At 71.3% G+C, this 25992-nt stretch carries 27 protein-coding genes and 2 tRNA genes; 5 read left to right on the top strand and 24 right to left on the bottom strand.

What is annotated here, in order from left to right:
* Positions 1–4: 4 nt before the first annotated feature.
* From rnc to EDF19_RS16835, 5 genes are all read right to left on the bottom strand, one after another.
* Positions 5–730 carry a ribonuclease III gene (gene rnc, locus EDF19_RS16855; RefSeq protein WP_260217256.1) on the bottom strand — a complete coding sequence of 242 codons (726 nt, stop codon included), beginning with the start codon at positions 728–730 and terminating at the stop codon, positions 5–7.
* Between the two features lie 13 nt (positions 731–743).
* A complete protein-coding gene (gene rpmF / locus EDF19_RS16850) occupies positions 744–947 on the bottom strand; it encodes a 50S ribosomal protein L32 (RefSeq protein WP_017888273.1) in 204 nt (67 codons plus the stop codon).
* A 55-nt stretch (positions 948–1002) separates the two neighbouring features.
* Positions 1003–1584 carry a DUF177 domain-containing protein gene (locus EDF19_RS16845; protein WP_123682025.1) on the bottom strand — a complete coding sequence of 194 codons (582 nt, stop codon included), beginning with the start codon at positions 1582–1584 and terminating at the stop codon, positions 1003–1005.
* Between the two features lie 138 nt (positions 1585–1722).
* Positions 1723–2208 carry a pantetheine-phosphate adenylyltransferase gene (gene coaD / locus EDF19_RS16840; RefSeq protein WP_123682024.1) on the bottom strand — a complete coding sequence of 162 codons (486 nt, stop codon included), beginning with the start codon at positions 2206–2208 and terminating at the stop codon, positions 1723–1725.
* Positions 2209–2251: 43 nt separating this feature from the next.
* A complete protein-coding gene (locus tag EDF19_RS16835) occupies positions 2252–4480 on the bottom strand; it encodes an ATP-dependent DNA helicase RecG (RefSeq protein ID WP_123682023.1) in 2229 nt (742 codons plus the stop codon).
* Positions 4481–4578: 98 nt separating this feature from the next.
* On the opposite strand from EDF19_RS16835, the gene EDF19_RS16830 reads away from it, so the two are divergent.
* Positions 4579–5139, top strand: coding sequence for an RsmD family RNA methyltransferase (locus EDF19_RS16830; protein ID WP_123682022.1), 561 nt, complete (start codon positions 4579–4581; stop codon positions 5137–5139).
* Positions 5140–5315: 176 nt separating this feature from the next.
* On the opposite strand, the gene thiL is transcribed toward EDF19_RS16830, so the two are convergent.
* The gene (gene thiL / locus EDF19_RS16825; RefSeq protein WP_123682021.1) at positions 5316–6311 is read right to left on the bottom strand and encodes a thiamine-phosphate kinase; all 996 of its coding nucleotides are present in this window, start codon (positions 6309–6311) and stop codon (positions 5316–5318) included.
* Between the two features lie 24 nt (positions 6312–6335).
* Between thiL and EDF19_RS16820 the strand changes: the two genes are divergently transcribed.
* The gene (locus EDF19_RS16820; RefSeq protein WP_123682020.1) at positions 6336–6821 is read left to right on the top strand and encodes a DUF3515 family protein; all 486 of its coding nucleotides are present in this window, start codon (positions 6336–6338) and stop codon (positions 6819–6821) included.
* A gap of 222 nt (positions 6822–7043) precedes the next feature.
* Here EDF19_RS16820 and EDF19_RS16815 read toward each other — a convergent pair whose 3' ends face one another.
* The 6 genes from EDF19_RS16815 to leuC form a co-directional block, all read right to left on the bottom strand.
* Complete coding sequence (locus tag EDF19_RS16815; RefSeq protein ID WP_123682019.1) at positions 7044–8129, bottom strand: D-alanine--D-alanine ligase family protein; 1086 nt, start codon at positions 8127–8129, stop codon at positions 7044–7046.
* A gap of 65 nt (positions 8130–8194) precedes the next feature.
* Positions 8195–9208 carry an NAD(P)H-dependent glycerol-3-phosphate dehydrogenase gene (locus EDF19_RS16810; RefSeq protein WP_123682177.1) on the bottom strand — a complete coding sequence of 338 codons (1014 nt, stop codon included), beginning with the start codon at positions 9206–9208 and terminating at the stop codon, positions 8195–8197.
* A 79-nt stretch (positions 9209–9287) separates the two neighbouring features.
* On the bottom strand, positions 9288–10187 hold the full coding sequence (locus EDF19_RS16805; protein WP_260217255.1) for a 1-acyl-sn-glycerol-3-phosphate acyltransferase: 900 nt from the start codon (positions 10185–10187) through the stop codon (positions 9288–9290).
* A 5-nt stretch (positions 10188–10192) separates the two neighbouring features.
* The gene (murA, locus tag EDF19_RS16800) at positions 10193–11560 is read right to left on the bottom strand and encodes a UDP-N-acetylglucosamine 1-carboxyvinyltransferase (RefSeq protein ID WP_123682018.1); all 1368 of its coding nucleotides are present in this window, start codon (positions 11558–11560) and stop codon (positions 10193–10195) included.
* Positions 11560–12156: a 3-isopropylmalate dehydratase small subunit gene (gene leuD, locus EDF19_RS16795; protein ID WP_123682017.1), complete on the bottom strand. Its 597-nt coding sequence runs from the start codon at positions 12154–12156 to the stop codon at positions 11560–11562. Before leuD ends, murA begins: the two co-directional genes overlap by 1 nt.
* Positions 12156–13595, bottom strand: a complete 1440-nt coding sequence (gene leuC, locus EDF19_RS16790; RefSeq protein ID WP_123682176.1) for a 3-isopropylmalate dehydratase large subunit — start codon at positions 13593–13595, stop codon at positions 12156–12158. The genes leuD and leuC overlap by 1 nt, the downstream gene beginning before the upstream one ends.
* A 168-nt stretch (positions 13596–13763) precedes the next feature.
* Here leuC and EDF19_RS16785 point away from each other — a divergent pair, with 168 nt between their 5' ends.
* A complete protein-coding gene (locus tag EDF19_RS16785; RefSeq protein ID WP_123682016.1) occupies positions 13764–14831 on the top strand; it encodes an FUSC family protein in 1068 nt (355 codons plus the stop codon).
* A 187-nt stretch (positions 14832–15018) separates the two neighbouring features.
* On the opposite strand, the gene EDF19_RS16780 is transcribed toward EDF19_RS16785, so the two are convergent.
* The 11 genes from EDF19_RS16780 to EDF19_RS16730 all read right to left on the bottom strand — a co-directional run bounded on the left by EDF19_RS16780 (position 15019) and on the right by EDF19_RS16730 (position 22534).
* Positions 15019–15624: a histidine phosphatase family protein gene (locus EDF19_RS16780; RefSeq protein ID WP_123682015.1), complete on the bottom strand. Its 606-nt coding sequence runs from the start codon at positions 15622–15624 to the stop codon at positions 15019–15021.
* Positions 15621–16010 carry a fluoride efflux transporter CrcB gene (gene crcB, locus EDF19_RS16775; protein WP_123682014.1) on the bottom strand — a complete coding sequence of 130 codons (390 nt, stop codon included), beginning with the start codon at positions 16008–16010 and terminating at the stop codon, positions 15621–15623. Before crcB ends, EDF19_RS16780 begins: the two co-directional genes overlap by 4 nt.
* A complete protein-coding gene (locus EDF19_RS16770) occupies positions 16007–16435 on the bottom strand; it encodes a CrcB family protein (RefSeq protein WP_123682013.1) in 429 nt (142 codons plus the stop codon). Before EDF19_RS16770 ends, crcB begins: the two co-directional genes overlap by 4 nt.
* Positions 16436–16512: 77 nt before the next feature.
* Positions 16513–16585, bottom strand: a tRNA-Glu gene (locus EDF19_RS16765).
* Between the two features lie 33 nt (positions 16586–16618).
* Positions 16619–16694, bottom strand: a tRNA-Glu gene (locus EDF19_RS16760).
* Between the two features lie 352 nt (positions 16695–17046).
* On the bottom strand, positions 17047–17682 hold the full coding sequence (locus tag EDF19_RS16755; protein ID WP_123682012.1) for an MBL fold metallo-hydrolase: 636 nt from the start codon (positions 17680–17682) through the stop codon (positions 17047–17049).
* A 10-nt stretch (positions 17683–17692) separates the two neighbouring features.
* Entirely contained in the window at positions 17693–18730 is a 1038-nt protein-coding gene (locus EDF19_RS16750; protein WP_123682011.1) for a LacI family DNA-binding transcriptional regulator, read from the bottom strand.
* A gap of 21 nt (positions 18731–18751) precedes the next feature.
* Complete coding sequence (locus EDF19_RS16745; protein ID WP_148071138.1) at positions 18752–19207, bottom strand: hypothetical protein; 456 nt, start codon at positions 19205–19207, stop codon at positions 18752–18754.
* 5 nt (positions 19208–19212) lie between these two features.
* A complete protein-coding gene (locus EDF19_RS16740) occupies positions 19213–20037 on the bottom strand; it encodes a carbohydrate ABC transporter permease (protein ID WP_260217276.1) in 825 nt (274 codons plus the stop codon).
* Positions 20038–20120: 83 nt separating this feature from the next.
* Positions 20121–21098, bottom strand: coding sequence for a carbohydrate ABC transporter permease (locus tag EDF19_RS16735; protein WP_123682175.1), 978 nt, complete (start codon positions 21096–21098; stop codon positions 20121–20123).
* 158 nt (positions 21099–21256) lie between these two features.
* Positions 21257–22534 carry an ABC transporter substrate-binding protein gene (locus EDF19_RS16730; protein ID WP_123682008.1) on the bottom strand — a complete coding sequence of 426 codons (1278 nt, stop codon included), beginning with the start codon at positions 22532–22534 and terminating at the stop codon, positions 21257–21259.
* A 298-nt stretch (positions 22535–22832) separates the two neighbouring features.
* Here EDF19_RS16730 and EDF19_RS16725 point away from each other — a divergent pair, with 298 nt between their 5' ends.
* Positions 22833–24164 carry a glycosyltransferase gene (locus tag EDF19_RS16725; RefSeq protein ID WP_185022918.1) on the top strand — a complete coding sequence of 444 codons (1332 nt, stop codon included), beginning with the start codon at positions 22833–22835 and terminating at the stop codon, positions 24162–24164.
* A 181-nt stretch (positions 24165–24345) separates the two neighbouring features.
* Here EDF19_RS16725 and EDF19_RS16720 read toward each other — a convergent pair whose 3' ends face one another.
* The gene (locus EDF19_RS16720) at positions 24346–25653 is read right to left on the bottom strand and encodes a glycosyltransferase family 2 protein (RefSeq protein WP_123682007.1); all 1308 of its coding nucleotides are present in this window, start codon (positions 25651–25653) and stop codon (positions 24346–24348) included.
* Between the two features lie 158 nt (positions 25654–25811).
* Between EDF19_RS16720 and EDF19_RS19255 the strand changes: the two genes are divergently transcribed.
* Complete coding sequence (locus tag EDF19_RS19255) at positions 25812–25985, top strand: hypothetical protein (RefSeq protein ID WP_185022917.1); 174 nt, start codon at positions 25812–25814, stop codon at positions 25983–25985.
* Positions 25986–25992 lie beyond the last annotated feature (7 nt).

Here is a 25992-nt window from a genome sequence, read left to right as displayed (position 1 = left end):
GGTGTCAGGCCGCTCGGCCGGACAACCGGGTCCAGGCGTCGAGTGCGGCGGCCATCTCGGCGGCCTTCTTGCTCGAGCCGGTGCCCGTGGCGATGTCCTCGCCCTGCAGGACGACGGTCGCGCTGAAGGTCTTGTCGTGGTCGGGGCCCGTCTCGGTCACCCGGTAGGCCGGATTGCCGAGGGACCGGCTCGACGCGAGTTCCTGCAGGCTCGTCTTCGGGTCCATCGCGGCACCGAAGCGGTCCGGGTCGATCATGAGCGGCTCGACGAGGCGGAGCACGAGCTCGGTCGCCGGGTCGGGGCCCGCGGAGAGGTAGGTCGCACCGATCACGGCCTCGACCGTGTCCGCGAGGATCGAGGACTTGTCGCGGCCGCCGGTCTGTTCCTCGCCCTTGCCGAGGCGCAGGTACTGGCCGAGCCCGATCATCCGGGCGATCTCGGCCAGGGCCACCGTCGACACGAGGCTGGCGCGACGCTTCGCGAGGTCACCCTCGTCGAGGTCGGGGAAGGACCGGTAGAGCTTCACGGTCACGGCCTGGCCGAGGATCGAGTCGCCGAGGAACTCGAGGCGCTCGTTGTGCTTGATGCCCCCGTGCTCGTACGCGTACGAGCGGTGGGTGAGGGCGAGCTGGAGCAGCTCGAGGTCGATGTCGACCCCGAGCTGTCCCTGCAGACGGACGACGTCCGGCCCCACGGGGCGGGACCCCGTCGTGCCGGACGTCGTCGTCATGCGTACGGTCCGATCAGACGTCGGCGACCTTGCGGCCCTTGTACTCCATGTACAGGGGGGTGCCGGCCGAGTCCTCGACGACCTTCGCGCGGTGCGGAAGGCTGTAGGTGACCTGACCGTTCTCGATCGTCTTCACGAGCTGGATCGGCGTGGCCTTCCACTGCGAACGACGGGCGTGCGTGTTCGCACGGGACTGCTTGCGCTTGGGAACGGCCATGGTGAATCTCTTTCGGTTGGTCGGTGGTCAGTACGGGGGCTGGCGGTGTCGGGGCCTACTCGGCCTCGGCCCGCTCCTCGCCCTCGGTGGTCGTGGTGTCGGTGGTGTCGCCGTCGGCGGCACGTTCGGCTGCTTCGAGCTGGATGCCGGTCAGGGCAGCCCAGCGCGGGTCCAGCGTCTCGTGAACGGGCTGCTCATCGAGATCGGCCAGTCGCTCACCCGTCACCGGGTCGAGGCCTGGGCAGTCCGGTCGACAGACCGGCTGGAACGGCAGCGACAGCACCACCGCATCTCGAACGACCTGTTCGCAGTCGACGTGGTCGTCACGAACGAAGAAGTCGAAATCCTCCGAGGCATCATACGCGAACAGCTCGGCGAAATCGACCTCGACCGGTTCGCTGATGTCGATGAGGCAGCGCGAGCACTCCCCCGTCGCGTCGGCCGAGGCGTGCCCGGAGACAAGGACGCCCTCGTGCAGGCCCTCGAGCCGGAGGTCGATGTGCAGATCGGCGCCCTGGCGAACGGCGATCAGACCGGCTCCCATCGCGTCGGGCACCTCGATGTCGAGCGAGTGCTCGCGCATCTCGCCCGGCCGGTGCGCGAGGTCGCGCACGCGCAGGGCGTAGGGGCTGTTCACGGGGGAAGACACGATCGACAAGCCTAGCGTGAACCCGGCCGAGAGTCGAGGCAGCCGGGGGTGTGTCCGCGCGCCGGACCGTCCAGCGTGCGGCGCGGCGCCGGCAGCACGACGGCGCAGCCGCGGCAGGGCGACGGCTCAGCGCGCGGCGAGGGCCTCGGCGACCACGCGGGGCACGTACGGCGTGACGTCGCCGCCGAGCGAGGAGACCTGGCGGATGAGCGAGCTCGACACGTGGGAACGCGACGCGTCCGGCAGCAGGAACACGGTCTCGACGTCGGCCAGGTGCCGGTTCATGATCGCCATCGGGGTCTCGTACGCGACGTCCTCGCCGGAGCGCACGCCCTTGACGAGCACCTTCGCGCCGACCTGAAGGCAGTAGTCGACCAGGAGCCCGGAGGTCCACTCCCCGACCCGCACGGTGCCGGGGGTCCCGACCTCGGCCAGGGACTCCTCGATGAGCCGCACCCGGTCCACCGCCTCGAACATCGCCGGCTTCTTGTCCGGGTTGTGCACCACGAGCACGTGCACCTCGTCGAACAGTCCGGCCGCGCGGCCGATCACGTCGAGGTGCCCGAGGGTGACGGGGTCGAAGGAACCGGGGACCACCGCGATCTGCGCCATGGCAGCGACGATACCGGTCCGTGCCGCGGCGACCGGCGCCTGTTCAGTTCTTGCCGAGGAAGGCGGCGTCGGACTCGTCCAGGCGCCGTGCCAACGCCTCACGCAAGGCGGGTGCGCCCTCGAGCTCGGGATCGGGTTCGAGCACCCGCTCGGCTTCCTCACGCGCGTCCATGATGAGGTCCGCGTGCTCGACCACCCGCAGCAGGTTCAGCGACGACCGGCCGCCGGACTGCCGCTCGCCCAGGACGTCGCCCTCGCGCCGGAGCTCCAGGTCGACCCGGGCCAGCTCGAAGCCGTCGTCCGAGGCGGAGACGGCGTCGACCCGTTCGCGCGAGGTGGTCTCGAGCTCGGCGGAGGTGACGAGGAGGCAGACACCCGGCCACTCGCCACGGCCGATGCGTCCGCGGAGCTGGTGGAGCTGCGAGACGCCGAACCGGTCGGCGTCGAGCACCGCCATCATCGCGGCGTTCGGCACGTCGACGCCGACCTCGATCACGGTCGTCGCGACCAGGACGTCGAGGTCGCCGGCCGCGAACGACGTCATCACGCGGTCCTTCTCCTCTGCCGTCATGCGGCCGTGCAGCACCGCGATCCGGCGGCCCTCGAGCACCGGCATCGTGCGCATGCGCTCGGCGGTGGCGAGCACGGTCGCCGGGGCACGCTTCGGGCTGTCGTCCTCGGCGCCGTCCGGTGCGGGCTCGCCGTCGTCCTCGGTGTGGGCGTCGTCGATCGCCGGGCAGACCACGAACGCCTGACGCCCCTTGTCGAGCTCTTCCGCCATCCGCGACCAGATGCGGGACTCCCACCCGGGGTGCTCGGCCAGCGGCACCGTGAAGGTCTCCACCCCGGCGCGGCCGGACGGCATCCCGGTGATGGTCGAGACGTCGAGGTCGCCGAACACCGTCATCGCGACCGTCCGCGGGATCGGCGTGGCGGTGAGGACGAGCACGTGCGGCGGGGTCGCACCCTTCGTGCGGAGCGCTTCGCGCTGCTCGACGCCGAAGCGGTGCTGCTCGTCGACCACCACGAGGCCGAGCTCGGCGAAATCCACACGGTCGCCGAGCAGCGCGTGCGTGCCGACGACGAGCCGGGAGCTGCCGGACACCGCGGCGAGGAGGGCCCGTCGACGCTCGTCGGTGGACTGCGAGCCCGTGAGGATCACCGGACGGAGCTCGGCCGCCAGGTCCGGGCCGAGGAACTTCACGATGGACCGGAGGTGCTGCGCCGCCAGGACCTCGGTCGGGGCGATCAACGCCGACTGCCCGCCGGACTCGGCGACGGTGAGCATCGCCCGGATCGCCACGAGGGTCTTGCCGGAACCGACCTCGCCCTGGACGAGTCGGTGCATCGGCCACGTCCGAGCGAGGTCCTGGTCGACCTCGGCACCGACGGCACGCTGGTCGTCGGTCAGCGTGAACGGCAGTGTGGCGTCGAACCGCTCGAGGATCCCGCCGGAGCCCGCCACCCGTGGGGTCGCCGCGGTGCGTCTGGCCGCGATCCGGCGCTGCACGAGCGCGGTCTGCAGCACGAACGCCTCGCGGTAGCGCAGGGCGTCCTGCGCCCGCTTGAAGTCGGCGACCTTCTCCGGACGGTGGAGCAGTTCGAGGGCACGCCGGAACGGCACGAGGTCGAGGCGCGTGCGCGCCGACGCCGGGACCGGGTCGGGCAGGTCGGGCAGGGTGTCGAGGACGATGCCGATCGACTTCGCGATCTGCCACGAGGTGAGGGACGCCGTCGCCGGGTAGATCGGGATCGGTTGGCGGGACCACCGGATCGCCTCGTCCGAACCGGGCTCGGCCGTGGCGCGCGGGTCGTCGGGGTCGAAGCGCTCGTAGTCGGGGTGGGCGAGCTGCCGGGCGCCCCGGTAGTCGCTGACCTTGCCGGAGAAGATGCCGCGGGCACCGGGCACGAGGTCCTTCGTGCGCCACCCCTGGTTGAAGAACGTGAGGGTCAGCAGCCCCTTGCCGTCGCCGATCTTGGCTTCGAGGATCGAGCCGCGCCGGGCCCGCATCGTGCGTTCGCGGACGTCGACGACCTCGGCCACGATGGTGACGGGCTCACCGATGGCCAGCGAGTCGAGCGCCGTGAGGGCACCGCGCTCGGCGTACCGACGCGGCGCGTGCTCGAGGAACTCGCCCACCGTGCGGTACCCGAACGCCTTCTCGATCGCGGTCGCCGTCCGACCGCCGAGCACGTTCGCGAGCCGCGCGTCGAGGGGCGCCGGACCGAGGTCGGGCGCGGCCGGCGCAGCGGGGGTTCCGGAGGTGACCACGGGTCCAACGGTACCGGGCACCGCCGACGCACCACGCGCCTCCAGGCCGGCCTGTGGAGAACGTCGGGACCGGCCCGACGGGCCGATACGGTGGCTGCATGACCCGCATCATCGCCGGAGCCGCCGGCAACACGACGCTCCGCGTGCCGAAGTCCGGCACCCGGCCGACGAGCGACCGCGTGCGCGAGGCCCTGTTCTCGTCGCTCGAGGCCCGTGGGCTCGTCGACGACCGGGCGGTGGCCGACCTGTACGCGGGCACCGGGGCGCTCGGGCTCGAGGCGGCGTCGCGCGGGGCGGTCGAGGTCGTGCTGGTCGACCGGGCCTCCGGCGCGGCGGCAGCGTGCCGCGAGAACGCCCGCGCGGTCCAGAAGCGGGTACCCGGCGTGCGGATCGACGTGCACGCGCAGCCGGCCCTCGGGTTCGTCCGTGGCACCGTGCGCACCTTCGACCTGGTCTTCATCGACCCGCCGTACGACGTCACCGAGCACGAGATCGCCGAGCTGCTCGAGGCACTGGTGCCGCGGCTGACCGCGGGCGCCGTGGTGGTCGTGGAGCGCAGCAAGCGCTCGCCCGAGCCGGCGTGGCCGACGGGGCTCGAGCCGTTCAGCAAGCGCAGTTACGGCGAGACCGTGGCGTGGGAGGCCGTGACGCCCTCCTGAGCGGCGCGGCGTGCTGCGCGCGCGGTTGCGCGCGCGAGTTGCGACAGAACACGAGGCGATCGACTCGTGCCTTGTCGGAACATGCACACGCAACGACCGGGAGGCCCGGGTCGGCTCCGCCATGCCGGCTGCGGACGGCGCCGGGCAGCGTCGACGGCCAGCCGACGGCCCGCGGGTCAGCCGGCGGCGCCGTCCCAGTCGGCGTAGGGGTCCCAGCCGGTGGTCGGGACCGGAGACCCACCACGCAGCAGGTCCGCGTCGCCGTGCTCCCGCACGACCCCGATGCGGCGGAACCCCCCGGGCAGTACGGCATCGGCGGGGAACGTCGCGAGGAGGCCGTGGTCCTCTCCACCGTGCAGCGCGACGTCGTCCAGGTCCGCGGCGTCGGACAGGTCGAGCGTCACCCCGCTCGCGCGAGCGAGCCGTCCGGCGTCGATCGCGAGCCCGTCGGAGAGGTCGAGCATCGCCGTCGCGCCCGCAGCCGCCGCGCGTGGTCCGTCGGCGATCGGCGGGACCGGGCGCCGCTGTCGTCCGACGTCGGGGTCCCGGTCGGCACCGCTCGCCCCGGTCGCCGCACGGTCGGGCTCACCCTGCGCGTCGACGCCGTCGTGGAACAGCCGGGCGAGCCCCCGTGCCGCTCGCCCGAGCTCCCCGGACACGGCGACGACGTCACCAGGGCGCGCACCCGACCGGAGCACCGGCGAGCGGCCCTCGAGGTCGCCGAACGCCGTCACCGCCACCGTGAACGTCGCCGACGTGGACAGGTCGCCACCGACCACACCGCACCCCGGGGAAAGGGCGTCGAGGGCGAGCCGGAAGCCGTCCGCGATGCCCTCGAGCACCGCGACGGGCGTGTCCTGCGGCGCCGCGAGGGCGATCACGAGTCCACTCGGGACCGCACCCATCGCCGCGACGTCGGACAGGTTCGTGGCGGCGGCCTTCCAACCGACGTCCTCCGGCGATGACCACGCCCACCGGAAGTCCGGGCCGTGCACCATCATGTCCGTCGTGACGACGAAGCGACCGTCGGGAGCCGCGACGACGGCGCAGTCGTCGCCGGGACCGACGATCGGCGACCCGGTCGGCAGCCGCCGGGTGATGCGGTCGAGGACGACGAACTCGCCGAGCTCCCCCACGGTCGGTCCGGCCCAGGCGTCGTACGTCGCGTCCACACGAGAACGGTAGCCTGGACGACGATGGACACTGCGCGCCGCACCCCTCGCACCCTCGCGATCGCCGGGGTCGTGATCGCCCTCGCCGCCGGGCTCACCGGGTGCACGAACGCCGTCGGCATGTCCGCAGCTCCCTCGGCGAACACCGCTGCGTGCGCCGCCGCCCAGGTACGCCTGCCGGCCGTCGTCGACTCGACGTACGACCTGCGGAACACCAACGCGCAGTCGACCGCGGCGTGGGGCGACCCCGAGGCCGCGCTGTACCACTGCGGGGTCGCGGTGCCGACGGTGTCCGACCTGCCGTGCTTCTCGCTCGGCTCGATCGACTGGATCCGGGACGACCGCGGCGAGCAGATCGTCTACACGACGTTCGGGCGCTCCCCCGCGGTGCAGGTCGTCGTCGACACGTCGAAGACCGGCAGCGCGGTCCTGCAGGACCTCGCCAGCGCCGTGTCGACGCTGCCGAAGGACGGGCACAAGTGCCTGGACCCGTCCGACGTGCAGGGCTGAGCCGAAGGACGGGACAGCGCCGACCAACCCGGTGCCTGGACCCGTCCGACGTGCAGGGCTGAGCCGAAGGACGGGACAGCGCCGACCAACCCAGTGCCTGGACCCGTCCGACGTGCAGGGCTGAGCCGAAGGACGGGACAGCGCCGACCAACCCGGTGCCTGGACCCGTCCGACGTGCAGGGCTGAAACCAACGTCGTCGCAGGGCTGAGCCCCGCCGCGCGTCAGCGGACGGCGGCGCGACCCAGCTCGATGAGCTCCGTCACGAGCTCGCCGTAGGACACCCCGGACGCCGCCCAGCAGCGCGGGTACATCGACAGCGGGGTGAACCCGGGCATCGTGTTGACCTCGTTCACCACGAAGCCGTCATCGGTCAGGAAGCAGTCGACCCGGGCGAGCCCGGAGCCGCCGATCGCCTCGAATGCCCGAGCACCGATGGAGCGGATCTCGTCGGTCTCGTCCTCGCTCAGGGGTGCCGGGCACAGCAGCGACTCGTCGCCACCGAGGTACTTCGACGCGAAGTCGTAGAAGCCGTCCTCGGCCACGACGATCTCGCCGGGGAGGCTCGTGCGGGGAACACCGTCGCGGCCCTCGAGCACGGCGACCTCGACCTCGCGGCCGACGACCCGGGGCTCGACGATCACCTTGGAGTCGTGCTCGAACGCCAGGTCCATCGCGGCTGCGAGCTCGTCCGGGCCGTCGACCCGCGAGACGCCCATGCTCGACCCGGCGCGAGCCGGCTTCACGAACAACGGCCAGCCGTGCGCCGCGATCGTCTCAGCGATACCGAGGGGCTCTGCGGCCCACTCGCGGCGGAGCACCGTCGTCCACGGGGCGACCCGCAGGCCGGCGTGCTCGAGGACGGCCTTCGCGACGTGCTTGTCCATGGCGAGGGCGCTCGCGAGCACCCCGTCGCCGACGTACGGCAGTCCGGCGATCTCGAGCAGCCCCTGGATCGTGCCGTCCTCGCCGAACGGACCGTGCAGGATCGGGAACACGACGTCGACGTCGGGGACCGTCGTCACGGTTCCGTCCGGGTGGGACACGATCAGGTCGCGCGACGCCGGGGAGGTCGGGAACGCGACGCGGGTGCCGTTGTCCGGCACCGTCGGCAGCTCGCCCTCACGGAGCGTCCACTGCGCCAGGTCGTCCGGCTGCAGGGTGAACGCGCCGTCCTTCGTGATGCCGATCGGCACCAGCTGGTACTCGGTGCGGTCCACCACGTCCATGATCCCGCCGGCGGTGACGCAGCTGATCTCGTGTTCGCTGGAGCGACCGCCGAAGAGCACGGCGACGGTGGTCGTGGGCATGGGGGTTCCCTCGGGGATCGTGGGCACGGGTGTCCCTTCGTGTCGTGCGGACCCGACCGGTCCGCTCACTCGCCCTGGGGCTCGTCGGTCTCGGTGAGGTGCGGCGCGATGTTGCGCGGATCGAGCCTACCGGCGAGCACTTCGCCGACCTGGCTGACGATGGGCATGTCGACACCGTTCGCCGCGGCGAGCTCGAGGATCGGGGCGACGGACGCCAGGCCCTCGGCGGTCTGGTTCATCTGCCGGACGACCTCGTCGAACCGGTACCCCTGTCCGAGCAGCCGGCCGGCGGTGTTGTTGCGCGACAACGGCGACTGGCAGGTGGCGATGAGGTCCCCGAGGCCGGCGAGCCCGGACAGCGTCGACGGCTGTGCGCCGAGCGACACCGCGAACTCGGTCATCTCGGCGAGACCGCGGGTGATGATCGAGGCCTTGGTGTTCTCGCCGTAGCCGACACCGTCGACGATGCCGATCGCGACGGCGATGAGGTTCTTCAGCACGCCGCCGAACTCGGTGCCGATCACGTCGGTGTTGATGAACGACCGGAAGTACGGGTTCGTGGCGACCGCGGCGACGGCGGTGGCGGTGTCCACGCTCGACGACGACACCACGGCGGCGGTCGGCTGCCGTCGAGCGATCTCGAGCGCCAGGTTCGGTCCACTCGCGACGGCGATGCGGTCCTGGTCGATGCCGAGCCCCTGGAGCAGGACCTCGCTCATCCGGAGGCCGGTGCTCTTCTCGACGCCCTTCATCAGGCTGACCACGGGCACCTCGGCCGGCAGCAGTTCGCGGATCGCGGCGAGGTTCGACCGGAGGGTCTGGGACGGCACCGAGACGTACACCTGCGAGGCGCCGTCGAGCACCTGCTCGAGCGACGTCGACGCGGTCAGGGTGCGCGGCAGGTTGATGCCGGGCAGGTAGTCGGAGTTCCGCTTGGTCTCGGTGATCTCCCGCGCGACCTCGGGCCGCCTGGCCCACACCACCGTGGTGGCGCCGCCCTCGGCGAGGACCTTCGCGAAGGTGGTGCCCCAGCTGCCGGCGCCGATGACGGCCACGCGCGGCTTGTCGGTCGACTGCATCACCACGCGGATGGCGGCGGTGTCGAAGGCCCCTGGCGCCGCGGCGACGGGGTCGGGTCGGTCGTCGTGCGGTCGCAGGTCACTCAAACCGGCCGGTCTCCTTCTGGTTGTTCGCCGCCGGGTCCCAGCGGGTCTTCGGGGCCTGCTCGCCACGGAGCTGCTCGAGCAGCTCCGTGATGCGCTGCATGAGCAGTTCGGTGGCCTCGATCAGCATCTGCTGGTCGATCGGCCGACCACGGTAGGCGGAGAGGTCGACGGGGTCGCCGACGATGACGTCCACGCGTGACCGCGGGAACAGGCGGAGCTTGTTCGAGTAGCGCGCCATGATGCCCTGCGTGCCCCAGTGCGCCATCGGGATCAGCGGCACGTCGTTCTCGAGCGCGATCCGGACGGCCCCGGTCTTGCCGCGCATCGGCCACAGGTCGGGGTCACGGGTGAGCGTGCCCTCCGGGTAGACGATGATCGCCCCACCCTGCTCGATGAGCGACCGCCCGCCGCCGAGCGGGTCGCTCAGCCGGGTGCGGCCGGAGCGCTCGACCGGGATCTGGCCCATTCCGGACATCAGCTTGCCGAACACGGGCACCTTGAAGAGCGACGCCTTGGCCAGGAACCGTGGGGCCCGCCGACTGATGTAGACGGCGGTGCCGACGACCAGCGGGTCGATGTTCGTGAAGTGGTTCGGGGCGAGCACGAAGGCACCGTCCGCCGGCAGGCGGTTCGGGCCGTACCAGTGGTAGTTCGACGAGAACCGGAACGTCGGGATGACGATCGACGCCACGATGCGGAACGCGGGGTTGAGCTCCCCACGCTTCCAACGCCGTCCACGGACCGGCAGGCCGGTCGCGACCTGCATGGCGGACGCACCACGGGCCTCCCGGCCGTCACCACGCGACTGGCCGTCTCCACGCGACCGGCCGTCACCACGCGACGGGCCGTCACCCTGCGACGGGCCGTCACCCGACGACGAAGCAGCAGACACCGGGCTCAGCCAGCGAAGTCGAAGTCGGCGCCCAGCTTCCGCAGCTTCGGGATGAAGTGCTCGTAGCCGCGGCTGATGATGCCGACGTTGGTGATGTGGGACTCGCCCTCGGCGGTCAGCGCCGCGATGAGGTGGCTGAAGCCGCCGCGCAGGTCGGGGACGCGGACGTTCGCAGCGCGCAGCGTCGTCGGGCCGGTGATGACCGCGGCCTGCTCGAACGGGCGGCGTGCGACACGGCGGTCGTGCCCGGGCAGCCCCTCCTTGTGGACGACGATGTCGGCGCCCATCTCGTTCAGGGCCTCGGTGAAGCCGAACCGGTTCTCGTACACGGTCTCGTGCACGATGCTCTGCCCCTCGGCCTGCGTGAGGGCCACGACGAGCGGCTGCTGCCAGTCGGTCATGAAGCCGGGGTGCACATCGGTCTCGATGACGACGGGCTTCAGGGTGTCGCGCTCCCGGTAGAACCGGATGCCGTCCTCTTGGATGTCGAAGCCGCCGCCGACCTTGCGGAAGACGTTGAGGAACGTCATGAGCTCCTGCTGCTTCGCGCCCTCGACGAAGATGTCGCCGTCGGTCGCGAGTGCTGCGGACGCCCAGCTCGCGGCCTCGTTCCGGTCGTTGATCGCGCGGTGCGTGTAGCCGCGGAGCGATTCGACGCCCTCGATGAAGATCACGCGGTTCGGCTCGACGGACACGATCGCGCCCATCTTCTGCAGGATCGCGATGAGGTCCATGATCTCGGGCTCGATCGCGGCGTTCCGCAGCTCCGTGACGCCCTCGGCGAGGGTCGCGGACAGCAGGACCTGCTCGGTCGCGCCGACGCTCGGGTACGGCAGCTCGATGGAGGCGCCCTTCAGCCCGTTGGGGGCCGTCAGGTGGATGCCGTTGATCTGCTTGTCGACGACGGCACCCATGGCGCGGAGCGCGTCGAGGTGGAAGTCGATCGGGCGGTCGCCGATGCGGCAGCCGCCGAGGTCGGGGATGAACGCTTCGCCGAGCTTGTGCAGCAGCGGGCCGCAGAACAGGATCGGGATGCGGCTCGAGCCGGCGTGGGCGTCGATCTCGGCGAAGTGCGCCGACTCGACGTTCGACGGGTCGAGGATGAGTTCGCCTCGTGCAGGATCGGTGATGCGCACGCCGTGCACTTCGAGCAGCCCGCGGACGACCTTGACGTCGGAGATGTCCGGGACGTCCTTGAGGATCGACGGGGTGTCACCGAGCAGCGAAGCCACCATGGCCTTGGTCGCGAGGTTCTTCGCCCCACGGACCTCGATGCGTCCCACGAGTGGCTTGCCCCCGCGGATGACGATCTCGTCCGACTTGAGGCCCACGCGCGCCCCTGCGGCTGCTGCGTCCTGTACGAGAGAGTTCACTACTTCACCGGCAATGTCTTCGGCCGCCATGTGGAGCGGCGGGATTCGAACTCCGTGATCGAGGTCTCGTCACGGAGGGTGAGCCCGATGTCGTCGAGCCCTTCCATCAACCGCCAACGAGTGTAAGCGTCGATCTCGAAGGGGACGTCCACATCCCCGAGCGACACGCGCTGCGCCACCAGGTCCACCGTCGCCTCGATGCCCGGGTTCGCCTCGATGGCGGCCCAGAGGCGCTCGACTTCCGATTCGGTCACGATCGCGGTGACCAGGCCCTGCTTGCCCGCGTTGCCCTTGAAGATGTCCGCGAACCGGGGTGAGATCACGACCGCGAAGCCGAAGTCGCGGAGCGCCCAGACGGCGTGCTCGCGGGACGAGCCGGTGCCGAAGTCGGGGCCGGCGACGAGCACACGAGCACCCTGGTAGCGCTCCTGGTTGAGCACGAACGAAGGGTCCTGCCGCCAGCCGGAGAAAAGGGCGTCCTCGAAGCCGGTCTTCGTGACGCGCTTGAGGTAGACCGCGGGGATGATCTGGTCGGTGTCGACGTTCGACCGCTTGAGCGGGGCCGCGATGCCGGTGACGGTGGTGATCTTGTCCATCAGACTGCCCCTTCCAGGACGGTGTTCGCTTCGGCGTTCTCGAGGTCCCACGGGCTGGAGAGCGTGCCGCGGATCGCAGTGGCGGCGGCGACGAGCGGCGACACCAGGTGGGTGCGCCCGCCCTTGCCCTGGCGCCCCTCGAAGTTGCGGTTCGAGGTGCTGGCGCAGCGCTCCCCCGGTGCGAGCTGGTCGGGGTTCATGCCGAGGCACATCGAGCACCCGGCGAACCGCCACTCGGCGCCGAACTCCTTGATCACGACGTCGAGCCCCTCGGCCTCGGCTTCGAGCCGGACGCGGGCAGAGCCGGGCACGACCATGACGCGCACGCCCGGTGCCTTCTGCTGGCCCTGGATGATCGACGCGAAGGCCCGCAGGTCCTCGATGCGCGAGTTCGTGCAGGAACCCATGAACACCGCGTCGACGGCGATGTCCTTCATCGGGGTGCCGGCGGCGATGTCCATGTAGTCGAGGGCCCGCTGCGCAGCGGCCTGGTCGTTCGGGTCTTCGAAGTCAAGAGGCGAAGGCACGTTCTCCGACAGCGAGACGCCCTGGCCGGGGTTGGTGCCCCAGGTAACGAAGGGCTCGAGCTCGTCGGCGTCGATGAAGACCTCGGCGTCGAACACGGCGTCGTCGTCGGTCGACAGGGTGTCCCAGTACGCGACGGCGTCGTCCCAGTCCTGACCGGTCGGCGCGTGGTCGCGGCCCTGGACGTAGTCGTAGGTGATCTGGTCGGGGGCGACCATGCCGGCCCGGGCACCGGCCTCGATCGACATGTTGCAGATCGTCATGCGGCCCTCCATCGAGAGCGCACGGATCGCGGAGCCGCGGTACTCGAGCACGTAGCCCTGTCCGCCGCCGGTACCGATCTTCGCGATGACCGCGAGGATGATGTCCTTCGCCGTGACGCCGGGACGCAGGGTGCCCTCGACCGTGATCGCCATCGTCTTGAAGGGCTTCAGCGGCAGGGTCTGCGTCGCCAGGACGTGCTCGACCTCGGAGGTGCCGATGCCGAACGCCATCGCGCCGAAGGCACCGTGGGTGCTCGTGTGCGAGTCGCCGCAGACGACGGTGATGCCGGGCATCGTCAGGCCGAGCTGCGGGCCGACGACGTGCACGATCCCCTGCTCTTTGTCGCCGAGGGAGTGCAGGCGGACGCCGAACTCCTCGCAGTTGCGACGGAGCGTCTCGATCTGGATCCGGCTCGTCGGGTCCGCGATGGGGCGGTCGATCGCGAGCGTCGGGGTGTTGTGGTCCTCGGTCGCGATGGTCAGGTCGAGGCGACGGACCGGGCGTCCGGCCTGCCGCAGACCGTCGAACGCCTGCGGGCTCGTCACCTCGTGCACGAGGTGGAGGTCGATGTAGAGGAGGTCGGGGTTGCCGTCCTCGCCCTTGACCACGACGTGGTCGTCCCACACCTTCTCGGCGAGCGTCCTACCCATGAGCTCGACTCCCTCGTTCTCGTCGTTGCGCCGCGACCGCGGCACGATCAGGCGACTCTACCAGGTTGGTATACCAACGAGGGTCGCCGCGCGAGCGTGCCGTCGGACCAAGCCTGGAGGCCCGTGGCGACTCCACGACACCCGTCGCGGTGGGAAGATGGTCGGGACATGACGACACCTGCGCACTCGACCCGGACGATCAACCTCGAGGGCGCGGCACGCGCAGCGATCGCGGGTGGTGCGCCTCTCGCGCTGCTCATCGCCCTCGGGATGCCGGGCTACGCCGCGTTCGCGATGTTCGCCGGGTTCACCGCGATCTTCGGCGCGACCGAGCCCTACCGGCAGCGGGCCGTCACCACCGGGGTCGCCGGCGCACTGCAGGCGCTGTGCATGTTCGCAGGCATCGGCGTCGCCCTGCTCGGGTCACCGCTCTGGATGCAGGCGGCGGGGCTCGTCGTCGTGCTCGTCATCGCCGTCTGCACCCTGTCGACGCTCCGGGCCATCCCCGCGCAGCCGATCTTCCCCGTGTTCGCGTTCGTGGTCTCCGCCCTGGTGCCCGTCCGACCGGCCGACCTGCCCCTGGTGGCGACGATCATCGGCTGCTCGGTGGTCTGGGCGTGGCTCGTCGCGATGTCCGGCTTCGTGATCCGGCACCTGTGGCACCCCCGCGCCCCGCACCGGTTCCGGCCGCTCGCCGACCGCAAGCACCGGTCGCTCGCGATCCTCGCGACTCCGGCACTCTGGGAGACCGTCGCGCTCAACGTGGTCGGCTCGCTCGTCGCCGGTGCGGTGGCGTCGGTGATCCCCTGGCTCGGACACCCCTACTGGGCGGTCATCGCCGTGGTGTCGACCCTGCCCGCCCTCCGCCAGCGGCACACCGTGATCCGGGCGTTCCAGCGCTTCGTCGGCACGATCGGCGGCACCGTCATCGCCGTCGGGATCCTGCTGCTCGAACCGTCGGCGTGGTGGATCGTCGTCATCGCCGTCGTGGGGCAGTTCTTCGCGGAGATCTTCGTCGCACGGAACTACGCCGTCTGCCTGCTGTTCCTGACGCCGCTCGCCCTCGCGGTGTCGTGGCTGAGCCTGCCGGAGGCGCCGGAGCTCCTCGCCCTCGACCGCGTCGCGCAGACCACCCTCGGCGCCCTCGTGAGCGTCGGGCTGTTGTTCGTCGGACGCGCCATCGAGCGTCGACGTGGCCGGGCCCTGGGCGCGACGAGCGCCATCCGCACCGTCTGACGGCCTGGAGGCCCGTGGCGGCGCCGCCACGGGCCTCCAGGCCGGTCGTGGGCGCGACCCGGTCGCGAAAGCGACAGATCTCCGCGAACTGTTCGCACAACTCTGTCGCTCTCGCGGGACTGACCAGCTGAGGTGGCGCGGAACTGTCGCTCTCGCAGACCGCACCCACGGACCCGCCGCCGGCACGTCAGTCGCGCGGCTGGATGTTCCAGGCGTCGATGACGGGGCGGCCGTGCTCGTAGCCGAGGATGCTGACCGACGCGGTCCCGAGCTTCAGCACGGCACCGTCCTGCGGCGCGAGCCGGATCCACGCGGCGCCGAGGGCCCGCAGCACGTGGCCGTGGGCGATGAACACGGCGTCCTGCCCCTCGGCGAGCACCGGACGGGCGCGGTTCAGGATCCGCTCGACCCGGACACGGACCTCGGCGGCGTTCTCACCGGGCGTGTCACCGGCTGGCACCCCGTCGGTCCAGAGGTCCCACGGCCCGTGCCGCAACACCTTGATCTGCGGGGTGGTGAGCCCCTCGTACGCGCCGTAGTCCCACTCGTACAGGTCCTCGTCGAGCTCCGGGTCGACGCCGATCAGGTGCGCCGTGTCGCGGGCACGCTGCAGCGGGCTCGACAGCGCCAACGCGAACGAACGGTCGGCGAGGTACCGGCCGGCGCGCTTCGCCTGCTCGATGCCGTTGTCGGTGAGGGGGATGTCGGTGCGGCCGGTGTGCTGACCGCTCTTCGACCACTCCGTCTCTCCGTGGCGGACGAGGACGAGTTCGCCGGGGCGTTCCGAGGTCATGGGTTCCTTCCGATCCAGAGGCCGAGCGCAGCTGCGCCGACCGAGACGACGAGCATCCCGAGGCCGTTCAGGACGGCGAGCCGGGACTTGCCGGATCGGAGGAGCTGTACGGTCTCGACGCTCGCCGTCGAGAACGTCGTGTACCCACCCATCATGCCCGTCCCGAGCACCGCGACCGCCGGGAGCGGGATCGTCCCCGCCTGCCCGAGCCCCGTGAGGAGCCCCAGCACGAACGATCCGGAGACGTTGATGACCAGGGTGCCGAGCGGGAAGGCGCGGAGTCGCGACCGGGCGACGCGTGCCTTCACGAGGCCGTCGAGCAGGAAGCGGAGTGCGGCGCCGACTCCCCCGCCGACGGCGACGAGGAGCAGTTCGAGGGGGTTCACCGGTTCTCCTCCCGGGGCTTCGTGACCGAGGCCACCCAGACCCCGGCGGCGACGGCGAGCAGCCCGAGCACCACGGTGAGCAGGGCGTACCCGCTGCCCGCACCCCACCGTCCGGTGTCGAGCAGCTGCGCGGTGTCGTCGGCGAGGGTGCTGTAGGTCGTGAATCCGCCGAGCACACCCGTGCCGACGAGGAGGCGGATCGTGCGACGACGCCCGACGTCCGGGCCACGGCGTGCGAGCGCGTCGAGCAGGAGGCCGAGACAGAACGCCCCGACGACGTTGATCACGAGGATGACCCAGCTGATGCCGTCGTGGGCGGGGAACGCCTCGGCGAGGAGCGCACGGGCGGCCGTCCCGATCGCGCCACCGACCGCGACGAGGCCGAGGAGGCGCCAGCGGAGGTGCGGTGGTCGTTCGTCGGGCACGGAGCAAGCCTGGCACACGAGGAAAGCCCCCCGGCGGACCGGAGGGCTTTCGTGGTGGTGCTGGTGTTGCGTGCTTGTGACCCCAGCGGGATTCGAACCCGCGTTACCGCCGTGAGAGGGCAGCGTACTAGGCCGCTATACGATGGGGCCGCGGCTGTTGTCGGACTCGGAGCATGTCACCTGTGGTGACCCCAGCGGGATTCGAACCCGCGTTACCGCCGTGAGAGGGCAGCGTACTAGGCCGCTATACGATGGGGCCGTTCCGACAACTCGACAAGTATTGCACAAGCCGCGCACCGCGCCAAAACGAGGCGTGTCGCCCGGGTGTGCCGCCATGCCGGAGCGGGCATACGGCGTTCGTTGCACGTGCAGATTCCGACGGAACACCGGTCGAACGACGAGCGTTCTGTCGCAACATGCGGACGCATCGGTCGCGCGGTCATGGACGCGACCGCCCATCGGACGGGAGGCCCGTGGCGGGCCCGCCACGGGCCTCCCGTCCGACCGCGCGCACGTCCAGGGCCGCACTTCGTGAGCAGGAATGGTCGCGTCGGTCGGGCCCACCCGACCATTCCTGCTCACGAAGCGACCACGGCGCGGCCCGGCGCGTTTCAGATCGTCATGGACTCCCCCGGCGCCAGGACCACGAGCGACCCCCAGGGCTCGACGGCCTCGCGGAGCCGCCCGGTGTGCATGCCGTAGCCGACCTCGGACAGCGTGGCCTCGTGGATCGGGTACGCCCGGGCCGGAGCGATCGCCGCGACGTAGTCCATCATCTCGGCGACCTTGAGCCACGGCGCTCCGACGGGTGCGGCGAGGACCTCGACCGGGACTCCGGGGTCGGTGTACGAGTCACCGGGGTGGAAGAGCTTGCCGTTCACCAGGACGCCGGTGTTGTCGACGATCGGCACGGACGAGTGGATCAGCTGGTGTCGCGTGCCGTGGAAGGCGAGCTCGAACGGGCCGACGGTGCGGTGGTCCCCGTCGGTCACGACGTCCACGTCGACGCCGGATCCGGCGAGCGCCGCCCGCACCCCCTCCGGCCCGATGACGACGGCACGGGGGTTCGCCTCGAGGATCCGACGGACCTGCTCTGGCGTGACGTGGTCGGGGTGCTCGTGGGTGATCACCACGGCGACGACGCCGGTGGCGTCGACCGGGCGGGTGAAGTTCCCCGGGTCGAGGACCAGCCGGGCGTCTCCGTCCGACACGATCTGGCAGGCGTGCTCGAGCTTCGTGACCTCCATGCGCCCGACCCTACGCGCCGGGCGGCGGCGGGCCCGTGGTCTCCCGGACGACGAGGTGCGCCGGCGCGGCCGGGAGCACCGAGGCCGCGGCGCCGTCGACCTCGGCGAGCACTGCGCGAGCTGCCGTCCGCCCCTGCGCCTCCGGGTCCTGCGCGACGGTCGTCAGTCCGACGGTGGCGCCGTACTCGTGCCCGTCGATCCCGATGACGGAGACGTCCTGCGGGACCGAGAGCCCGGCTCGGCGCGCGGCGACGAGCACCCCGAGCGCCATCTCGTCCGACGCGCAGAGCACGGCCGTCGGCCGGTCAGCGGCGGCACCTCCACCGCCGGCTCCGCCGCGGCCGCCGAACAGCACCGTCCCGGCCGCGACCCCACCCGCGAACGAGAACCGTCCGTCGAGCAGCCACCGCTCCGGCACCGCGTGCCCCGCGGCGCGCATGGCGTCCACGAAGCCGTCCCGTCGGAGGTGCGGGACGGCCACGTTCATCCCCGCCTCGTCCTGCCCGCCGACGTACGCGACGGACCGGTGGCCGAGGCCGCACAGGTGGTCGACGGCGATCCGGGCCACGGCGCCGTCGTCGACGCCGACGTTCCGCAGGCCCGGCGCGGGTCCCCCGATGACGATCATCGGGTGCTGGCTGAGCTCGAGCTCGGCGCGCTCGGTCTCGTCGAGCACGAGGGACAGCAGCACGAGGGCGTCGACCCGGTGCCGCAGCATGGAGCGCCGGAAGGCCCGGTCACGATCACCGCCGGGACCGCCCAGGTTGTAGAGGACGAGGTCGTAGCCCGCTCGGCGCAGTTCAGCGTCGACGCCGCCGAGCGCCTTGACGTAGAACCAGCGGTCGATGACCGGCACGACCACGCCGACGGCCCGTTGGCGCCCGGTGGCGAGGCCGGCCGCCGCCGAGCTCGGCACGTACCCGAGTTCGTCGGCGACCCGTTGGACCTCGTCGATGGTCGTGTCCGCGACGTTCGACATGCCGCGGAGCGCCCGCGACACCGTGGACTTCGACAGGCCCGTGACGGTCGCGATCTCCTGGATGCCCATCGGTGCGACCCGGGAGGCCCGTCAGCCGTCCGTGCCGTGCGTCACGCCCGCCGGGTGGTCGGCTCCACCGCCACCGGTCGCGGCAGCACGCCGCCGCGCGTCGCGCACCTGGCGTCGTCCGGCCGGGGCGAGCTCGTCCCACCCGGCGTGCTGGTGCACGCGGCCGTCCGCCGCCGGCCGGGGCCGCCGACGGGTGTCGTCGGCCGCGGTGGTCCGGACGGGCGCGACGGCCGGCACGCCACCGATGCCGTCGGCGGCCGTCCCGTCGCCGTGGCGGCGGAGGACCGCCACCCGCCAGCGGTCGAGGGCGACGACGCCGAGCACGCAGACGAGCAGGGTCAGGGCCCAGCCGAGCGCCGGGCGACCGGTGACCTCGGAGAAGATCGTGACGCCGAGGAACAGGACGCCGAAGCAGCCGACGAAGCCGATCGCTTCCTCGATGCGTGCGGTGGGCCGGGCGGGCGCGCGCTGTGCCATCGTCGTCACCCCTTCACGCCACCGGCGGTGAGGCCGGCCACGATGCGACGTTGGAAGATCAGCACGAGGATCACGAGCGGGATCGTGACGATCGTCCCCGCGGCCATCACCGCCGTGTAGGGCTCCTGGTGCGGCTGCGACCCGGCGAAGGACGCGATGGCGACCGTGACGGGCTGCGTGGCGTCGCTCGAGAGCTGCGAGGAGATCAGGTACTCGTTCCAGCTGGAGATGAACGCCAGGATCGCCGTCGTGAACACCGCGGGGGCGGCGAGCGGCAGGATGATCCGCCGGAACGCCTGCACGCGGGTGCACCCGTCGATGCGCGCCGCTTCCTCGAGGTCCCAGGGCATCTCCCGGAAGAACGAGGCGAGCGTGTACACGGTCAGCGGCAGCACGAACGAGATGCTCGGCAGGATGAGCGCCTGGTAGGTGCCCATCCACCCGATGTCCGTGAACAGCTGGAACAGCGGGGAGATGAGCGCGACGCCGGGGAACATCGACGCGGCGAGGATCGCACCGGCGATGAGCGACTTGCCGCCGAACTCGAGCCGGGCGAGCGCGTAGGCCGCCGAGGTGCCGACCAGCAGGGCGATGACCGTCACCGCGATCCCGATGAAGACGCTGTTCAGCAGCGCCCGTCCGAGGTGGTTGCCGAGTGCGGTGGAGAACGCGGTCGCGTAGTTGTCGAGCGTCACGTGCGTGAACCACGGCGTCGGGTCGAACGTGTACCCGACGTCGCGGAAGCTCGTCACCACCATCCAGTAGAAGGGCAGGAGGCACCAGATGGTGATGACGGCGGCCTGGATGATCGTGCGGATCTTCGGCCCCATGTGCCGCTTGACACGGACGTCGGAACGGTCGATCGCGCGGTCGCGTGCGGCCGCCGAGGAGCGGGGTCGGTCTGCTGCGAGGGTCACTTGAGTTCACCCTTCTGCTGTGCTGCCTGGGTCTGCACGACGTTCGCGCCGAGGAACCGGACGAAGACGAACGCGACGATGAAGACGATGAGGAACGTGATGGTGGACAGGGCGGACGCGGCGTTGAAGCCCTGCCGGATCTGGTCGACCACCAGCACCGAGAGCGAGACGGTGGCGTTGCCGGAACCACCGCCGCCACCGGTCATGATCGCGATGAGGTCGTAGATGCGCAGCGCGTCGAGCACACGGAACAGGACGGCGACCATCAGGGCGGGTCGGACGAGCGGCAGCGTGATGAGGACGAAGCGCTGGAACGTCGACGCGCCGTCCATCTTGCCGGCCTCGTACACGTCCTCCGGGATGAGCTGCAGCCCCGCGAGGATCAGCAGCGCCATGAACGGCGTCGTCTTCCAGGTGTCGGCGATGACGATCGCGAACCGCGACGCCCACTCGTCGGAGAACCAGAGGACCTGGTGGCCGATGACGTGGTTGAGCACGCCGTTCGCGTCGAAGATGAAGTACCAGAGCTTCGCGGTGACGGCGGTCGGGATGGCCCACGGCACGAGGATCGCGGCACGGACGAGCGCGCGGCCCTTGAAGTCGCGGTTCATGATGATGGCCATCCAGAGCCCGATGACGGTCTCGAGGACGACGGTCACGATCGTGAAGAAGAACGTGTTGCCGAAGGCCACCCAGAACTGGGAGCCGAGGCTGCCGGGCGGGCACGCGACGTCGCCGCACCGCTGGCCGATCCAGTGCACGTAGTTGGAGAGCCCGGCGAAGCCGCCCTGGACGAAGAGTCCGGTGGCCTTGTCGAGTCCCTGGTCGAGCTGGAACGACTGGATGATCGCGCTGACCACCGGGTAGCCGATGACGATCGCGAGCAGGACGATCGTCGGGCCGATGAGGTACACGGCCCACCGGCCGTGCTCGGCGTTCAGGCCGCCCTTGCGGCGGGGTTGCTTCGGCTCCATCCCCTTCGGGTCCGGGATGGCTGCGGGGATCTCGGTTGCTGCTGACACGTGTCGGCCTCCTTGCCGGGGGTGTCGGAACGCAAGTGTGGGCGGACTGGGGGCCCGTGGTGGACGCACCACGGGCCTCCGGTCCGGCAAGCGGCGGGAGCCGCGTGTTGCTAACTGCTGGTCGCCGACTTGAGGGCGTCCTGCATGTCCTTCATGGCTTCGTCGACCGACTTCGATCCCTTGAGCGCCGCGTAGGTGTTGTCCTGGATCGCCTTCGTCACGGCCGGGTAGAACGGCGTCACGGGGCGGGGCTCCGCGGACTCGATCGACTTCAGCAGGGTGGGCAGGTACGGCAGCTTCGCGGTCAGCTCGGTGTCCGTGTAGAGGTCACCGACGACCGGGGCGAGGGAGCCCTGGGTCGCGAAGAACTTCTGCGTCTCGTCCGAGGTCAGGAACTCGAGGAAGTCGTGCGCCGTGGCCTTGTTCTTCGAGTAGGCGCTGATCGCCGCGTTGTGTCCGCCGAGGGTCGAGGCACCGACGCCGTCCGCACCCGGGATCGGGGCGATGCCGAAGGTGTCCTTGACCTTGCTGGAGCCGTCGGTCTTCGCGAGGTTGTACACGTACGGCCAGTTGCGCAGGAACAGGAGCTTGCCCGCCTCGAACGCGGTGCGGCCCTGCTCCTCCTGGTACGTGATCGCCTCGGCCGGGATGTTCCCGTCCTTGAACGCGTCGACGAGGTTCTGCAGACCGGCCTTGGCGTCCGTGGTGTCGACGTCCGGGTCACCGGCCTTGCTGAGGACCGAGCCGCCGGAGCCGTTGATCGCCTCGGAGGCGTTGACCGTCAGCCCCTCGTACTTCGCGAACTGCCCGGCGTAGCAACCGATGCCGGCGTCCTTCGCGATCTTGCAGTCGGCCATCATCTCCTTCCACGTGGTCGGAGGCGTCTTGACGAGGTCCTTGCGGTAGTAGAGCAGCGCGCCGTCAGAGGTCTGCGGGGCGGCGTAGAGCGTGTCGTTGTAGGTCGCGGTCTTCACCGTGGCCGGCAGCAGCTTCGAAGTGTCGAGCTTCATGTCGCCGGTCAGCGGGGTCAGCCAGCCCTTCGCGGCGAACTCCGCCGTCCAGACGACGTCCACGTCGACGACGTCGTAGTTGTCGTCCTTGGCCTGGAAGTGCTGCACGAGGTCGTCGTGCTGCTGGTCGGCCTGGTCGGACTGCTCCTTGAAGGTGACCTTCTCGTCGGGGTGTGCCTTGTTCCACTTCGCGATCAGCGGGCGGACGACGTTGGAGTTGTCCTTGCCCTGCACGTAGGTGATCGGCCCGCGGCTGTCCTGGCCGCTCTTGGCGTCGTCGTTCGCGGAGCTGCCGCTCGAGCAGCCGGTGAGCACGAGGCCGATGACCGCGACCCCCGCAACGGATGCGAACCGCACCCTGGCGCGTGTTGTCTTCACAGCGTTGTCTCCTCATCGAGATCACCAGGGGGCATCGATCGGGTGTCGACGACACTGCCCTGGAGCAGGCGACGCTGCCTGCTGGTGGAGGAAGCTACGCCCGCCCCGGGGGTTCCGCAACCGGTTGCATCGGTTCCGTGACCTGAGCGTGACCTTGGAAGTCCCGGAGACTTCCTGGGTGAGCGCTCACCCGTGTTCGGGGGTGGTCGAGCGCGCCGACTGCGGAACCCCGCACGAACCCCGCCACGAGCACCGCCGTGCGTTGTCGGCGGACGGCGCTCCCCGTAGCGTCCGGGACATGACCCAGCACTCCTCCGTCACCGTGCCCGGCCCCCGTCGGGTCGTCAGCGTCGATCTCGACGCTCCGCTGCCGCGGCTGGTCGCCGACGAGTCGGGTTCCTCCGCACTCGTCGTCGGCTACCGCGACGGCTTCCCCGTCACGACCCTCGACGTGCTGCTCACCGCCGACCCGGCCGACGCCGCCCGTGCCCTCGCACCGCTCGTCGACGAGGTCGTGCGCACCACCGGCGACGACCAGGCGCCGGTCCCCGACCACGAGCTGCCGCTGATCTCGATCGTGGTCTCCACCATCGTCACGCGCGTGGAGGACATCGGGAAGCTCCTCGACTTCCTCGAGCACCTCGACTACCCGCGCTACGAGGTCGTCCTCGTCGACAACCGCGTGAAGCTGCCGGAGATCGACGCGCTGCCCGGACTCCTCGAGGGCCGCAACGTGCGACTCGTCGTCGAACGCCGTCCTGGATGCTCGGCCGGCCGGAACGCCGGCGTCGCCGCTGCGAACGGCGAGGTCATCGCCTTCACCGACGACGACGTCCGCGTGGATCCGCAGTGGCTCCGCTCGATCGGCACCCGGTTCGTCCGCGAGCCCGAGGTGGCCGCGGTGACCGGGATGATCCTGCCCGTCGAACTCGAGACCCCCGCGCAGATCTGGTACGAGGCGTACTACGGCGGCTTCAGCGGCGAGCGCACCTTCGCTCCCGTGACGATCATCCCGGACGACGTCCCCGGGGTCATGCGGCACGCGCAGGCGACCGCGGTGAGCCCCGACGGCACCGTGCAGAAGCACTTCGCGGTGTACGGGATCGGCGGCTACGGTGCCGGCGCGAACTGGGCCGTCCGCCGCTCGGCCTTCGACGCCGTCGGTGGGTTCGACCCGGTGCTCGGCGCCGGGGTGCCCGCACGCGGCGGCGAGGACCTCGCCATCTTCATCGACATCCTGTGGGCCGGCGGACGGATCGGCTTCGAGCCCCGCGCCGTCGTGCACCACCGGCACCGCCAGACGCTCGAGGGCCTGCACGGGCAGCTGCACTCCAACGGCGTCGGCTTCACGGCCCTGATGTGCGAGCTCATCGCGAAGGACCGTCGGCACGCGCTGGTCCTCGCTCGACTGATGCCCCGTGCCGGCAAGATCAAGCTGAAGCAGCTCGTGTCACGGCTGGCCGGCCGCCGCGACGCCGCAGCCGAGACGATCACCGAGGCCTCCACGACCCGGATCCCCCGGTCCCTGGCCTACCACGAGTTCCGCGGCTTCCCGGCCGGTCCCGCGGCGTACTTCCGGAGCCGGAAGTTCTGGCGTGACGTGGAGGCGAGCAGCAACCACGGGGAGTGAACGCACCCACACCGACGGACGGGAGGCCCGTGGCGACACCGCCACGGGCCTCCCGTCCGTTCGTGGTCGCGCGAGCACACGCGAGTTGCGACAGAACACGCGTCGTACCGCGCGTGTTCTGTCGCAAGACTGGTGCCGCTCCGCGTGCCCGCCCGCCGCGCCCGCCGCGCCGCGCCCCGGGTCACCCGCGGCGCAGCCGCCCCAGCACGTAGCGCCACGGACCGCCGAGCGCCGCGGTCAGCTCGACCCGCTTGAGGCCGGCGGTCGCCGCGAGGAACTCCTCGTCGGCCGTCCACGCACCGACGCCGTCCACCGGCGTCGCCACCTGGTCGGTCCCGGGGCCCTGTCCGAGCGCCCCGAGCTGCCGGAGCGCACCGACGGCCCGGCGGAACACCGCCACCGCCGTGCGGGGACGGAGCACGAGCTTCGCGACCCAGGCGCCGAGCCCGGTGCCGTAGCCGAGCGCCTGCGAGCGGAGCGCTGCCCGGTCGGCCCGGTGCTCGTGCCACACGAGGGCGGTCGGTTCGACGGCCAGCGCGCCCCCGGAGAAGAGCACCCGCGTGAACACGTCGGGGTCCTCCCCCGCGCGCGCCGGCGTGCCGGGGCCGAGGGCGACGTCGAAGCCGCCGAGGGCGAGGGCCGCCGACCGCCGGAGCGACATGTTCGCGCCGGTGCCGAACGCCCCGACCGAGAACGGGAACAGCGGCAGGTCCGCTGGCGGCGCCGAGGTCCGGAACACCCGGCGCTCGGTGTTGCGCGCCCAGGTCACCCGCTCGTCGAAGTACCGCTGGGTGGGGGTCCGCAGCTCACCGCTCGGTACGAGTCCGGTGACGCAGTCGACGTCCGCGTCGCGGGCGTACGCGTCGGCGAGCGCCGCGAGCCAGTGCCGGTCGACGACCACGTCGTCGTCGACGAAGGCGACCACGGCCCCGGACGCGAGGGCGAGACCGGCGTTCCGTGCGCGCGAGACGCCGGGTCGGGCCTCCAGGACGTAGTGCAGTCGGTCATCCGCGAACGAGGCGACCACGTCGCGCGTCGCCGACGTGCTCGGTGCGTTGTCGACGACGAAGACCTCGAAGTCGTAGTACTCGGACGCGAGCACGGAGCGCACGACGCGACGGACGGCGTCCGGTCGGTCGCGGGTGCCGATGACGACCGAGACGCGCCCGACGGGCGTGCCCGTGGCAGCGGCCGGGAGGCCCGTGGCACGCAGGGCGCGCAGGGCCGGTCCCAGCTCGGCCGGGTCCACGTCCCCGCTCGCGTCGACGGCGACGTCGACGAATCCGGCGATCTCGCGGCCGTCGCGGACGAGCAGCCGGGCGCGGCGGAAGCCCTCGGCACCGGCGAGCTCGACGGCGGATGCGGCGAGCGCCTCCTGCCGGTCGACGGCCCCGACCCAGGCGGCGCCGGCCCAGGTGGGCGCGTCGGGCGAGGGCATCGCGGGCGTGAGCGTGAGCACGCTGGTGGTGGTCGCCTGGTGGTCGGTCATGCTCCGATGCTCCGGGGACGCTCCGGCGGGGTCAACGGCGGTGCCCCGCGGATGCGGCGACGGTCGTCCGACTTGCGGTTTGCCGCCACCGGAGGGGCTCGGACCCGTAGGATCGTGAGGACGACCCGGCGGCAGCGCGCCGGGCACGAGGAGGACGCATGCCGCTGGGCCCCAGCACCGAGTTCGGCACCGTGCTCCCCTCCGAACGGACCGTCCTCGTGGTCGACACCACGACGTGCGTCTGCGGACACGTGCAGGACGCCCACGAGCACTACCGTCCCGGCACCGACTGCGCCCTCTGCGACTGCCCGAAGTTCCGCCGGAACCGCTGATCAGCAG

The organism is Curtobacterium sp. PhB115 (assembly GCF_003752025.1).
Taxonomy (GTDB): domain Bacteria; phylum Actinomycetota; class Actinomycetes; order Actinomycetales; family Microbacteriaceae; genus Curtobacterium.
The sequence above is the reverse complement of the archived record's forward strand: the minus strand, read 5'-3'. Positions and strand labels throughout refer to the sequence as shown.